The sequence below is a fragment of the Roseomonas sp. KE0001 genome, from assembly GCF_016107285.1.
In the GTDB taxonomy this organism is placed as follows: Bacteria; Pseudomonadota; Alphaproteobacteria; order Acetobacterales; family Acetobacteraceae; genus Pseudoroseomonas.
The window spans coordinates 238200-251097 of record NZ_RCVQ01000005.1; the positions used below are offsets into that span (position 1 = coordinate 238200).

Here is a 12898-nt window from a genome sequence, read left to right on the forward strand (position 1 = left end):
GCGGCATGGCGGGCGGCGTGGCCTGGCTGGCCGCACGGCGGCTGGTGCAGGCGGTGCCGGTGCTGTTCGGGGTGGTGCTGGTGAACTTCCTGCTGATGCAGGCGGCGCCCGGCGATCTGGCCGATGTGCTGGCCGGCGAACAGGGCGCGGCGACGCCGGAGATGATGGCGGAGCTGCGCGCCCGCTTCGGCCTCGACCAGCCCGTCTGGATGCAGTTCCTGCACTATCTCGGCAATGTCGTCACCGGCGATCTCGGCCATTCCCACCGCCTTGGCCTGCCGGTGCTGACGCTGATCCTGGAGCGCCTGCCGGCGACGCTGCTGCTGATGGTGCCCGCCATCCTGCTCGCCTCCGGCAGCGGCATGCTGCTCGGCGGCCTCGCCGCGCGGCGCGCGGGAAGCTGGCTCGACGGGATCATCTCGGCCGGCGTGCTGCTGGCCTATGCGACGCCGCTCTTCTGGGTCGGGCTGATGGGCATCGTGCTGTTCGGCGTCCGGCTGCAGTGGCTGCCGGTGGGCGGCATGCGCGACCCCGGCGCCGATCTGTCCGGCCTCGCCCTGGCGCTGGACACGGCGCGGCACATGGTGCTGCCGGTCTGCACCCTCTCGCTCTTCTACGCCGCGCTCTATGCCCGGCTGATGCGCGCCTCGATGCTCACGGCGCTGAAGCAGGACTATGTCCGCACCGCCCGCGCCAAGGGCCTCTCGCCCTGGCAGGTCGATGCGGTGCATGCCGGCCGCAACGCCCTGCTGCCGGTGCTGACCATGGTGGGACTGCAGGCCGGCGCGCTGATCGGCGGCGGCGTGCTGGTGGAGACGGTCTTCTCCTGGCCTGGCCTCGGGCGCCTCGCCTTCGACGCCATCCTGCGGCGCGACCTCAACCTGCTGCTCGGCATCGTGCTGGCCAGCTCGGTCACGGTGGTGCTGGTGAACTTCCTGGTCGATCTGCTCTATGGCCTGGCCGACCCGCGGGTGCGCGCGGCATGAGCCGGGGGTGGAGGCTGCTGCTCACCCCGCGCGGGCTGATCGGCCTGCTGCTGGTGCTGGGGCTCGGCGCCATGGCGCTGGCCGCGCCCTGGCTCTACCCCGACGACCCGCTGGACATGGTCGCCACGCCCAGCCTCTGGCCCGGCCAGGACCCGGACTACTGGCTCGGCACCGACCTGATGGGGCGCGACCTGGCGAGCGGCATCTTCCACGGCGCCCGCGTCTCGCTGCTGGTGGGGCTCTCGGCGGCGGCGGTGTCGCTCACCATCGGCACGGCAGTCGGTGCGCTCGCCGGCTTCCTCGGCGGCCGGGCGGAGATGCTGCTGATGCGGCTGACCGAGGTGTTCCAGACCATGCCGCCCTTCCTCTTCGCCATCGCCGTGGTGGCGGTGCTGGGACCGTCCATCGGTCATGTCATCCTGGCGATCGGCCTCACCTCCTGGCCGGGCATCGCCCGGCTGGCGCGGGCCGAGGTCATGGCGGTGCGGGCGCGCGACTTCGTCGATGCCGCGCTCTGCTGCGGCGCCTCCAGCAGCCGCCTGCTGCTGGCCCATGTGCTGCCGAACGCCCTGTCGCCGATCCTGGTCACCGCCTCGGTGCTGATGGCCACCGCCATGCTAACCGAGGCGGGGCTCTCCTTCCTCGGCCTCTCCGATCCCAACCTGGTGAGCTGGGGCTCGATGATCGGCGCTGGGCGCGAGGCGCTCCGCACCCACTGGTACATGGCCGCGGTGCCGGGCGTGGCCCTGGCCCTGGCGGTGCTGGGGCTGAACCTGCTGGGCGACGTGGTGGACGACATCCTGGACCCTCGCCGGGAGGGCTGAGGCAACCCTGCCTGTGCCGCGCCGGTTGATCCCCGGTCACCGCAGAAAGGAGCACCGGCATGGCCGACGATCCGAAGACACCGCCCAAGGATGCGCCGAAGCTCGGCAAGTTGACCGGGATGATGACCGGTCACAGCACCAAGGACGCGGAGACCACGCGCCCGGGCGACAAGACGACGGGTCCGGGGGAGCAGGGCAACCTGCTGAAGAACCAGAAGGGGAAGTGAGCGGGCGGGGGCGGGCGATCCGCCCCCCCCCTCAGCCGGCCGCCACGGCTCCGGCCGGAATTTCCTCGCGGGTCTCGGGCATGGCGAGCCAGGCGAGGAGGGTGCAGAGCAGGCCGATCACCGCCAGCAGAGCGAAAGCCGCGCCCGACCCGATCCAGACCGCCACCAGGCCGGCCATCGTCGTGCTCAGCGTCCCGCCGACCCCGACGGCCAGGCCGAAGATGCCCATGCAGAGATTGAAATGGTTGGTGCCGCGCGTCAGGTCGGAGGCGATCAGCGGCAGCATGACGCCGAGCGCGGCGGCGCTGATGCCGTCCAGCGCCTGGATGAAGACCAGCCCGGCCGGCTGATCGACCAGCGCCAGCAGGAGGCCGCGCAGGGGCAGCATGGCGAAGCCGATGATCAGCACGATCCGCCGGCCCCGCAGCTCCGCCACCCGGCCGACCCAGGGCGAGATCGCGGCCACCACGAGCTGCGGCACCACGATGCTCGCCGCGATGATCAGGTTGGCCTCGTCGCCGGCGTGCCGGGTGGCCATGCTGCCGGCGAGCGGCAGCATGGCGGCGTTGGAGAGCGTGAAGAGCATGGCGCAGGCGGCGAAGATGAAGACGCCGCGCTGCTGCAGCAGGGGCCAGATCCGCGAGCGCTCGCCGCTGCTGGACTGCGCGGCGGCGATGGCGGCCGCCATGTCCCGCTCCCGGATGAAGGCGAGGGAGATCAGGCTGGGCACGGTCAGCGCCGCGGTCATCCAGAAGACCGCGGCGCTGGAGAGATAGGTGCCGATCAGCCCCATGCCGCCCGCCGCGACGGCGCCGCCGAGCGAGGCGAAGCGGGCATTGCGCCCGAGCCGCTCGCCCAGCGCCTGTCGGCCGACCAATGCGAGGCTGATGGCGGCGATCGCCGGCGTCAGCACGCAACTTGCCACCCCGTGCAGGATCTCGGACAGCAGCACCGGCAGCGTGGCCGGCCAGGCGGCGAGCAGCACCGCGGAGGCGGCGATGCCCAGCAGCGCCAGCGCCGCCGCGCGCCGCTTGTGCCGGGTGGCATCGACCAGGGCCCCGGCGGGGACCTGGCTGAGCATGGTGGTCAGCGTGCCGAGGCTGAGCGCGAAGCCGATCTCGACCTCGGTCCAGGCCTGCGTGGTGAGATAGACGGCGACGAAGGGGCCGAAGCCGGTCTGAACATTCGCCATGAAGAAGTTCAGACCGTCGAGACCCCGCAGGCTGGCTTTGCTCGCCATGGCGCGTCAGCCCGGCCTGCCACCGGGCTCCGCTGGACTGGTCTGTGGTGGCGGCGTGGCGGCCGGCGGCGCTGCGGGAGGGGCCGCGTCCTGCGAGGGCGTGGCGCCAGTGGGAGCGTTACCCGGCGGCGCCGCGCCGCCCGGCGCGGGGGGCGGCGGAGCGGTGGCGATGGCCACGTCCTCGCCATCGCGGAAATCGGGGAAGCCGCGCAGCTGGTCGCGGCTGAGGGTGAACTGGATGCCCTTCTCGGTGAAGCGGAGGGTCGACCAGGCGACGGCGATGCGCCGCCGCCCGACCCCCAGGAAGCCGCCATAGTCCAGCACGGCGGCGCGGGGCTGCCCCTCCGGCGTGACGAGGACATTGACCAGCTGGCCGACCACGATGCCGCTGACGCCCTTCACATCCTGCCCGAGGATGCGCAGCATCTCCCCCTTCCCCACCATCTCCCGCCCCGCCAGAGGCAGCGCCTCCCCCTCAGCGGGCGGCGCGCCCGGCTGGCTGGATTGCGGCTGCGGCTGCGGCTGCGGCTGCGGCTGGGCGGGCGGCGTGGCGGGGGCCTCCTCCGGCGCCGTGGGCTGGGCCTGTCCCTCTGCCGGGGCCCGCTCCCGGGATTGCTCCTGCCCCTGAGGCTGCGCCGGTGCCGCGACCTGGGCCTGTACCGGCAGGGCCGCCAGCAGCAGCAGGGCGGGCAGCGAGGCCGCCGCGAGAGGCCGGGCCAGGGTGGGGGAGAGGTCGTGCATCAGGGAGCTTCCCGGGGCGAGGCGGTTTCGCCCGGCCGCCGCCGCCCGATGGGGCTGCGGCGGCACGGGCCGTACCGATAACGGCGGCACCTCTCCCCGGTTGAACAGGCTCCAGCGGGAAATCGCCCCGGGCCTGCCGCTCATCGCGCCAGGGCCCGCATCCAGACCAGCACCCCGGCCGCTCCGGCATCCGGCTGGCCCCGGGCGCGATCGCCCAGATAGGCGGCGCGGCCCAGCCGCGGCTGCATGGTGGCGGTGGCCTGCAGGCCGGCCTCGGCGGCGGCCACCGCCTCGCCCCAGGCATCCCGCAGGCCGGAGCCGCGCGCCGTCGCGTCGGAGAAGGCCTCGGCGGCCGGGTGCAGGGCATCCAGCATGGTCCGGTCCCCCGGCCGGGCGCCTCCCAGCGCGGCGATGGCCTCGACCGCCTCCCGGAAGGCCGCGGCCCAGTCCGCGGCATCCGGCGCCTCGCGGCCCTCCAGCCGCCGCGCGGCGCGCAGCAGGGCCACGGCGTAGAAGGGGCCGGAACTGCCGGCGATGGCCCGGCGCAGCGCCTCCCCCATATGGGCCAGGCCGGTGGCCGGGGTGGCGAAGGCCGTCTCCGGCAGGGCGCGCAGCGCGGCGGCCCCCCGCGCCATGCTGAGGCCGAGATCGCCGTCGCCCGCGGCGCTGTCGAGCGCGGTCAACTCAGCCTCGGCCTTCTCCAGCGCGGCGGCGACGCGCTCCATCCCGCCCCGCAGCGCGGGCGCGAGCGATCCGGGCGCCGTGGCCTCGCGCGGCGCTGGCGAGGGCAGCGCGGGCAGGATACGCGGTTCCGCGACGCGGCCATCGGCCAGCCAGGCCGGGGCGTGCCCCGGCGCATCCAGCAGCGCCAGGCGATCGGCATCCAGCCGCAGCAGGCTCAGCGAGCAGCCCGGCATCTCGATCGCGGTGAGATAGTTGCCGCACCAGGCCCGCGGCACCTCGATCCCCTCCCGCCGCAACCGGGCCAGGGCATGGCGCGCCACGATCGCCAGTTCCATCGGCGGCGTGCCGCCCAGGCCGTTGACCAGCAGCGCCGCGGACTCGCCGGCGCGCAGCCCGAGATCGGTCAGGATGCTGTCCAGCAGGGTGTCGACCAGGGTATCGGCCGGCTGCAACGGCGCCCGGCAGACGCCCTGCTCGCCATGGATGCCAAGGCCGAGCTCGACCGCGTCCTCCTCCAGCGTGAAGCCTGGCCGGCCGGCCGCGGGAACGGTGCAGGCCCCGAGCGCCACGCCCATGCTGCCGAGATTCTCCGCCGCCGCCCGCGCCATGCCGGCCACCTCGCCGAGCGGCAGGCCGCGCGCCGCGGCGGCGCCGGCGATCTTGTGGATCAGCACCGTGCCGGCGATGCCGCGCCGCCGCTCCGGCGGCACGGTGTCGCGCAGCGCGACATCGTCGGCCACGACGACGATCTCGCAGGGAATGCCCTCCGCCCGCGCCAGCTCGGCGGCCAGGCCGAAGTTCAACCGGTCCCCGGTGTAGTTCTTGACGACCAGCACGGCGCCCGCCGGGCCGGCGACGGCACGGATGCCGCTCAGCACCGCATCGGTGCTGGGGGAGGTGAAGACGTCCCCGGCGATGGCGGCATCCAGCAACCCCTCGCCGACATAGCCCGCATGGGCCGGCTCGTGCCCGGCGCCGCCGCCGGACAGCACGGCGACGCGCCGCGCGGCGGGCGGCGGGATCTCGGCGCGCAGAACCACATCCTCCCCGGCCAGCAGGGCCTGACCGGGATGCAGGGCGACCTGCCCTTCCAGCATCTGCCGTACCACACGGCGCGGATCGTTGATCAGCTTCTTCACGGCCTGGGCTCCCTTCCCGTCGCGGCTGACCGCCAGGGTGGGCGGGCGCCGGGGCCACATCAAGCCGGTTTCAGTGCAGCAAAGGCGAATCTGGGACTTCACGGCGGACGCGGCCTGTGCTTTGGCTATCCGCATCCTCTGAAAGGCAAGAGCATGTCGAAGAAGTTCCTGGCCGATACCATCCAGAAGTCCATCGAGATCACCGGGATCGGCGCCAATGCCCTGGCCGGCGACATCATCGAGGCGATCAAGTCCGAGATCGTCCAGACCGGGCGCTTCACCATCCCCGATTTCGGCGCCTTCATCGTGCGCGAGACCCCGAAGCGCACGGCGCTGAATCCCCGCACCGGCGAGAAGGTTCCCGTGAAGGCCGGCGCGACCGTGCGCTTCAAGCCCTCGCCGTCGCTGAAGGATGCCGCGCACACGGCGCTGAAGAAGAACAAGCGCAAGGCCGCCAAGGCCTGAGGACGACGCCCGAGGCGGGCCGGGACAGGATCCTGGCCCGCCTCAGGCCAGGATGTCGAGCAGCGGCCGGCCGCCCTCCTCGATATCGCGGATCACGGCGGCCCGCGCGCCGGCCGCATCGCCGCGCCGCAGGGCATCCAGCACCGACAGATGGCCGTGACGGGGCCAGAGCAGCGGCCCCCGGTCATACAGGTGACTGAGCAAAGGCCCGCACTGCATCCAGAGAATCTCGACCAGCCCGAGGAGCACCGGCATCCCGCCCAGGCGGCAGAGACCGGAATGGAAGGCCTCGTTGGACTGGATGGCCGTGCCAAAATCCCGCTCCGCCTCGGCGGCGGCAAGCCGTTCATGGATGGCGGCCAGACGGTCGATCTGCTCCGCCCCCGCCCGTGAGGCCGCGGCCGCGGCGGCCTGGCCTTCCAGGTTGCAGCGCAGCGAACGGATCTCCAGGAATCGCGCGCGGTCGATGACGGGGACGAAGACGGTGCCGCGTTCGTCAAGTTGCAAGGCCTGCTCGGAAACCAGGCGCAACAGGGCTTCCCGCACCGGGGTGGCGCTGATGCCGAGTTGTTCCGCGAGCGGCCGCAGCAACAGCCTCTCGCCCGGCCGCAGGCGGCTGAGCATCAGCGCCGAACGGATGGCCTGATAGGCCTGCCCGCTCACACTGTCGCGGGAGATCCGGGTGAAGCCGGGATCCGCCTCCCGCCGGGGAGCGGCAGGCGGGACGGACCGCGTGTTCATGATTGACAGGCCCCGTGCGACATCCTCACTGTTATAACAAATGACGCATAACAAGTGTCATGACCAGGGAAGGACGTTGCCGATGACCAGGACGGGACGGGCCGGCACGGGCCCGCGCCATCCGCAGGCTCCGCGGACATAGGCGCGTGCTGTCCCTGCGCAAGCTGGCCGCCGGGCCAGGACTGGAACTGCGGGACGTGGCGCCGCCCCCGCCGCCGGGACCGGGCGAGGTCGGCATTCGCGTCGCCGCCGCCGGAATCTGCGGCAGCGACATCCATGCCTATGAATGGACGCCGGGCTACGAATTCATGGTGCCGCACCTGCCGCTGACCATGGGGCACGAGTTCGCCGGCCATGTCACGGCGGTGGGCGAGGGCGTCCAGGGCCTCACCATCGGCGATGCCGTCACCGCCTGGCCGACCATCGGCTGCCGCCAGTGCCGCGCCTGCCGTGAGGACCGGATGCAGGATTGCCAGGCGCGGCGCATCCTGGGCCTGCATTGCGATGGCGGCTTCGCGCCCCATCTCGTCGCCCCCGCCTTCAACTGCTTCCGCCTGCCCGCGGGTGTCGATGTCGCGCTGGGCGCGCTGAGCGAGCCGCTCTCGATCGCCGACAACGCGCTGCGCGTCGCCGAGATCGCGCCTGGCGACGCGGTTCTCGTGCTGGGGCCGGGGCCGATCGGACTGGGCATCGCCTGGATGGCGCAGCTTCGCGGCGCGCGCGTGCTGCTGGCCGGCTTCGACGACGCGCTCCGTCTCGCCTGCGCCGAACGCATGGGCATCCGGCACCGGGTCGATCTGCGCGACACGCCGATGGCCGAGGCGGTGCGGCAGGTCTTCGGCGAGGCGGTCGACCGGGTGATCGAGGCGACCGGCGTCACCACCTCCATCACCGAGGGGCTGTCGGTGCTGCGCTCCAGCGGCATCCTGGTGATCGCCGGCATCCATTCGCGGCCGCTGGAAGTTCCGGTCACGACGCTGGTGCGCAACAAGCACCAGCTCCGCGCGGCGCATGACACGACCCGCGACGCCTGGCCGCGCGTCCTGGCGCTGCTGGCCGATCCCGCCAACCGCGCGGCGCTGGAGGCGATGGTCACGCACCGCCTGCCGCTGCGCGAGGCGGCGCGTGGCTTCGAGATGGCGCGGCGGAAGGATGCGGTGAAGATCCTGCTGCGGCCGGACGAGGATTGAACAGCCGCGAAGAACGGCGGAACGGGGAGGAATCACGGGTATGAACGGAATGACGACACGCCGGTGGGCGCTGGGGCTGCTGTCCGGCGTCGCGATGATCGCGATGGGCAGCGCCCGGGCCGCAGCCGAGGTTCGCTTCGGTGCCCTCTATCCCTTCAGCGGCGAGCTGGCCGTGCTGGGTGACGAAAGCTGGCGCGGGCTGGAGCTGGCGGTCGAGGAGCGCAACGCCGCGGGCGGCGTGCAGGGCGAGAGGATCGTCCTGGTGCGCGGCGACGCGGTGGACAACAACCAGGCAGTGGCCGAGGCGCGGCGGCTGATCTCGGTCTCCGGCGTCAAGGCGATCTTCGGCACCTATTCCTCGGCCCGCGCGCAGGTGGCGAGCCAGGTGGCCGAGCTGGCGCGCATCCCCTACCTGGAGATGGGCGCGGTCTCGGACTCCATCACCGACCGCAAGTTCCGCTATCTGTTCCGCACCAACCCGACGGCCAGGGACATGGCCGAGCGCTCGATCGAGATGGTGATCAACGCCGTGGCGCCGGCCCATTCGGTGCAGCCCAGGGACCTGCGCGTCGCCATCATCCATGAGGACAGCCTCTACGGCACCACGGTCGGGCGCTTCCAGGCGGGCTTCGCCAAGGAGCAGGGCCTCAACATCGTCGAGACGCTGCCCTATCCGGCCAATGTCGTGGACATGTCCGCGCTGATCCTGCGGCTGCAATCGGCCAAGGCCGATGTGGTGCTGCAGACCTCCTACCAGAACGACACGGTGCTGTTCTTCCGCCAGGCGCGCGAGGCCGGCTTCAGGCCGCGCGCCATCATCGGCGGCGGCGGCGGCTACTCGCTGCGCGAGACCATGCAGGCGGTCGGCCAGGACGTCATGGACGGCGTGCTGAACATCGACTTCACGCAGATCGCCACCAACCCCAAGGCGGCGCCGGGCATCCCGCACTTCCTCGAGGCCTACCGCGCCAAGTACGGCATGGAGCCGCGCTCCGGCCACAGCCTCGGCAATTACGCCGGCGCCAAGATCTATCTTGAGGCCATCGACAAGGCGAAGTCCTTCTCGGCCGACGACATCGCCGCGGCGCTGCGCGCGCTCGACATCCCGGAAGGCCAGACCGCGGCGGGGTGGGGCGTGCGGTTCGGCGAGAACGGCCAGAACCAGCGGTCCAAGATGATGGGCCTGCAATGGCAGGACGGCAAGCTCGTCACCGTCTTCCCGTCCGAGGCGGCGGTCTCCGACCTGCGCCTGCGCCGCTGACAGCCCGCGCGCCTGGCAGCGCCCGGCCACGCCCAGCCAGGTCCCTTGGGGGAGACGTCATGCAAACCTTCCTGCAGCTCGTCATCAATGGCCTCATGCTGGGCGGCCTCTTCGCCATCATCAGCATCGGGCTGACGCTGATCTTCGGCATCATCCGGCTCGTGAACTTCGCCCATGGCGAGTTGCTGATGGTTGGCATGTACCTGACCTGGATCGGCACCAGCCAGCTCGGCCTGCACCCCTATGTGCTGGCGCCGCCGGTGGTGCTGGTGCTGTTCGTCATCGGCGTGCTGATCCAGCGTTTCATCCTGCAGCCGCTGCTCGACGCGCGCGACGCGCATGTGCAGATCTTCGCGACGGTCGGGCTGTCCACGGCCCTGATCAACCTGGCGCTGCTGGTCTTCGGCGCCGACCTCTACGCCACGCCCGCCCCCGGGGTGCGGGAGGCGATCCATTTCGGCCCCTTCCGCGTGCTGATCGGCCAGCTGGTCATGTTCGGCTGCGGCATCGCCGTCGTCGTCGCGCTGCACCTGTTTCTGGAGCGCAGCTATCTCGGCCGCGCCATCCGCGCGACCGCGCAGCATCGCGCGGCGGCGCAGCTCATGGGCGTCGACGTGCGCCGCATCTACATCGTCACCTTCGGCATCGGCGCCGCCTGCGTCGGGCTGGCCGCGGTGCTGGTGGCGCCGCTCTATCCGACATCGCCCACGGTCGGTACCTATTTCGTGCTGACCGCCTTCGTCGTCGTGGTGCTGGGCGGCATGGGCAGCCTGCACGGCGCCTTCGTCGGCGCGCTGCTGATCGGGCTGGTGGACAGCCTCAGTGCCTACTACATCGCGCCCGACCTCAAGGAGGTGGTGATCTTCGGCCTCTTCCTCCTGGTCCTGCTGGTGCGCCCGACGGGGCTCTTCGGCCTCGGGCGCGGCTCGGAGTGAACGGCATGGGCAGGCTCCTCGATCCCCGCACCGCCGCGGCCGCGCTCCTCCTCCTGCTGCTGCTGGCAGTGCCGCTTCTGGTGCAGGACGACTTCGTCTTCCACGTCTTCATCACCATCTGCCTCTATGGCGCGCTGGCGACGGCGTGGAACATCGTCGGCGGCTTCGCCGGACAGCTTTCCCTGGGACACGCCATCTTCTACGGCATCGGCGCCTATACGGCGGGTCTGCTGGTGCCGCTCGGCGTCTCGCCCTGGATCGGCATGCTCGCGGGCGCGGCCCTCTCGGCCCTGGTGGGCGTCGGCATCGGCCTGCCCTGCTTCCGCCTGCGCGGACCGTTCTTCGCGCTGGCCACCATCGCCTTCCTGCAGGTGATCCGGCTGCTGGCGCTGCATTTCACCGACCTGACCGGAGGCGCCGTCGGGCTGATGGTGCCGTTGCAGACCGGCTGGGCCTGGATGATCTTCTTCGAGCGCTGGCCCTCCATGCTGATCGCCTTCGGCCTGCTGGCGCTGACCCTGGCCGTCGCCGCCTGGGTCCGCCATGCCCGCTTCGGCTACTACCTGGTGGCGACGCGGGAGCGTGAGCCGGCCGCCGCGGCGGCGGGTGTCGACACGCTCCGGGTGCGGCTACACGCCGTCGCGCTCTCCGCCGCGCTGACCTCGATGGTCGGCACCTTCCATGGCATGTACCTGACCTTCATCGAGCCGGAGGCGATGTTCTCCCTCGCCTTCTCGGTGCAGATCGCGATGTTCGCGCTGATCGGCGGCATCGGCACGGTGATGGGGCCGCTGCTGGGCACGCTGCTGGTCGTGCCGCTGACCGAGCTGGCGCGCGGCTGGCTCGGCGCCTCGGCGCTCGGCCTGCACGGCTTCGTCTACGGCACGGTTCTGGTGCTGATCGTGCTGTTCGTCCCCGATGGCCTGGCCGGCCTGATCCGCCGCAGGCCGAAGGCGCGCGAAGTGGAGGTGGCGGCGCCGGCCACCGTCCCGGCCGAGGCGGCTGCGCCCGTCCGGCGTGCCATCGGTGAGCCGATCCTGGTGGCCGAGCATCTCCATAAGCGCTTCGGCGGGCTCACCGTCACCGACGATGTCAGTCTCACGCTGCGCCAGGGCGAGGTTCTCGGCATCATCGGGCCGAACGGCGCCGGCAAGACCACGCTGTTCAACCAGCTTTCCGGCTTCCTCGCGCCGCAGAGCGGCATCGTGCGCGTCCGCGCCGAGGAGGGGGGCTACATCACCCCCCGCACGCCGCACGGCTTCGCGCGGGCGGGCGTGGGGCGCACCTTCCAGATCGTCCAGCCCTTCGCCGCCATGACGGTGCTGGAGAACATCATGATCGGCGCCTTCCACAACCATCCCACCCATGCCGCGGCGCGGGAGAAGGCGCTGGAGGTGGCGCAGCGGATGGGACTCTGGGCGCAGCGCGACGCCGAGGCACGCTCGCTCACCATCGGCGGGCTGAAGCGACTGGAGATCGCCCGCGTCATGGCGATGGAGCCACGCATCCTGCTGCTGGACGAGGTGATGGCCGGGCTCAACCAGACCGATGTGCGGCGCGCCATCCGGCTGATCGAGGACATCCGCGACAGCGGCGTCAGCATCATCGCCATCGAGCACGTCATGCAGGCCATCATGGCGCTGTCCGACCGCGTCATCGTGCTCAATTCCGGGCGGCTGATCGCGGAGGGCAGGCCGGCGCATGTGGTGCGCGACCCAACGGTGATCGAGGCCTATCTGGGCGAGGAGTTCGCGCATGCTCACCCTGCATGAGGTCCAGGCCGGCTATGGCCGCACCACGATCCTGCACGGCATCAGCGCCGAGGTGCGGGCGGGCGAGGTGGTCACCATCGTCGGCGCCAATGGCGCGGGCAAGACCACGACGCTGCGGAGCATCGCGGGCCTGGTGCGGCCGACCGCCGGGCGCATCACCTTCGAGGGCGAGGAGATCGGCCGCATGCAGCCGCATGAGGTTGTGGCGCGCGGCATCACCCTGATCCCCGAGGGGCGGCAGCTCTTTCCCTTCATGAGCGTGCGCGACAACCTCCGCATGGGGGCCTACACCCCGGCCGCGCGCGCGCGGATGCAGGAGACGCTGGAGGAGGTGCTGGACCTGTTTCCGCGCCTGCGCGAGCGGCTGGACCAGTACGGGGGTTCGCTCTCGGGCGGCGAACAGCAGATGGTGGCGATCGCCCGCGGGCTGATGGCGCGGCCGAAGCTGCTGATGTTCGACGAGCCCTCGCTCGGGCTGGCGCCGATCATCGTCCGCCAGGTCTTCGACGTGGTCGAGCGCATCGCCTCGACCGGTGTCACCGTGCTGATCGTCGAGCAGAACGTGTTCCGCACGCTGAGCATCGCCGACCGGGGCTATGTGCTGGAAAACGGCGCGATCGTCATGAGCGACACCGGTGCCGCGCTGCTGCGCGACGATCATGTGCGCCGCGCCTATCTCGGGATCTGAGGGGT

General features: G+C 71.8%; 13 protein-coding genes. 9 read left to right on the forward strand and 4 right to left on the reverse strand.

All coding sequences use genetic code 11. The features are described from left to right. Window positions 1-5 precede the first annotated feature (5 nt). The 3 genes from D9598_RS12180 to D9598_RS12190 are packed head-to-tail and all read left to right on the forward strand — an operon-like array spanning window position 6 to window position 2037. Window positions 6-986 (forward strand): ABC transporter permease, encoded by a 981-nt coding sequence (locus D9598_RS12180; RefSeq protein WP_198366784.1) that lies wholly within the window; start codon window positions 6-8, stop codon window positions 984-986. Then, window positions 983-1810, forward strand: a complete 828-nt coding sequence (locus D9598_RS12185) for an ABC transporter permease (protein ID WP_198366785.1) — start codon at window positions 983-985, stop codon at window positions 1808-1810. The genes D9598_RS12180 and D9598_RS12185 overlap by 4 nt, the downstream gene beginning before the upstream one ends. Before the next feature lie 59 nt (window positions 1811-1869). Further along, complete coding sequence (locus D9598_RS12190) at window positions 1870-2037, forward strand: hypothetical protein (protein ID WP_198366786.1); 168 nt, start codon at window positions 1870-1872, stop codon at window positions 2035-2037. Window positions 2038-2068: 31 nt separating this feature from the next. Here the strand turns inward: D9598_RS12190 and D9598_RS12195 are convergent, their stop codons facing one another. From D9598_RS12195 to D9598_RS12205, 3 genes are all read right to left on the reverse strand, one after another. Then, window positions 2069-3277: an MFS transporter gene (locus D9598_RS12195; protein ID WP_198366787.1), complete on the reverse strand. Its 1209-nt coding sequence runs from the start codon at window positions 3275-3277 to the stop codon at window positions 2069-2071. A 6-nt stretch (window positions 3278-3283) separates the two neighbouring features. Next, window positions 3284-4018 carry a PRC-barrel domain-containing protein gene (locus tag D9598_RS12200; protein ID WP_198366788.1) on the reverse strand — a complete coding sequence of 245 codons (735 nt, stop codon included), beginning with the start codon at window positions 4016-4018 and terminating at the stop codon, window positions 3284-3286. 140 nt (window positions 4019-4158) lie between these two features. Further along, window positions 4159-5841, reverse strand: a complete 1683-nt coding sequence (locus tag D9598_RS12205; RefSeq protein ID WP_198366789.1) for a dihydroxyacetone kinase family protein — start codon at window positions 5839-5841, stop codon at window positions 4159-4161. Here D9598_RS12205 and D9598_RS21120 point away from each other — a divergent pair. Further along, window positions 5773-6306: an HU family DNA-binding protein gene (locus D9598_RS21120; RefSeq protein ID WP_232477156.1), complete on the forward strand. Its 534-nt coding sequence runs from the start codon at window positions 5773-5775 to the stop codon at window positions 6304-6306. The genes D9598_RS12205 and D9598_RS21120 overlap by 69 nt on opposite strands. A gap of 42 nt (window positions 6307-6348) precedes the next feature. Here the strand turns inward: D9598_RS21120 and D9598_RS12215 are convergent, their stop codons facing one another. Further along, window positions 6349-7047, reverse strand: a complete 699-nt coding sequence (locus D9598_RS12215; protein ID WP_198366790.1) for a GntR family transcriptional regulator — start codon at window positions 7045-7047, stop codon at window positions 6349-6351. A 146-nt stretch (window positions 7048-7193) separates the two neighbouring features. On the opposite strand from D9598_RS12215, the gene D9598_RS12220 reads away from it, so the two are divergent. From D9598_RS12220 to D9598_RS12240, 5 genes are read left to right on the forward strand one after another with little or no spacing between them, the layout of a single operon-like run. Beyond that, entirely contained in the window at window positions 7194-8237 is a 1044-nt protein-coding gene (locus D9598_RS12220; RefSeq protein WP_198366791.1) for an alcohol dehydrogenase catalytic domain-containing protein, read from the forward strand. A 49-nt stretch (window positions 8238-8286) separates the two neighbouring features. Further along, window positions 8287-9498: an ABC transporter substrate-binding protein gene (locus tag D9598_RS12225; RefSeq protein WP_232477157.1), complete on the forward strand. Its 1212-nt coding sequence runs from the start codon at window positions 8287-8289 to the stop codon at window positions 9496-9498. 59 nt (window positions 9499-9557) lie between these two features. Next, window positions 9558-10433 carry a branched-chain amino acid ABC transporter permease gene (locus tag D9598_RS12230; RefSeq protein ID WP_198366793.1) on the forward strand — a complete coding sequence of 292 codons (876 nt, stop codon included), beginning with the start codon at window positions 9558-9560 and terminating at the stop codon, window positions 10431-10433. A gap of 5 nt (window positions 10434-10438) precedes the next feature. Continuing rightward, the gene (locus D9598_RS12235) at window positions 10439-12205 is read left to right on the forward strand and encodes an ABC transporter permease subunit (RefSeq protein ID WP_198366794.1); all 1767 of its coding nucleotides are present in this window, start codon (window positions 10439-10441) and stop codon (window positions 12203-12205) included. Then, a complete protein-coding gene (locus tag D9598_RS12240; protein ID WP_198366795.1) occupies window positions 12189-12893 on the forward strand; it encodes an ABC transporter ATP-binding protein in 705 nt (234 codons plus the stop codon). Before D9598_RS12235 ends, D9598_RS12240 begins: the two co-directional genes overlap by 17 nt. Window positions 12894-12898 lie beyond the last annotated feature (5 nt).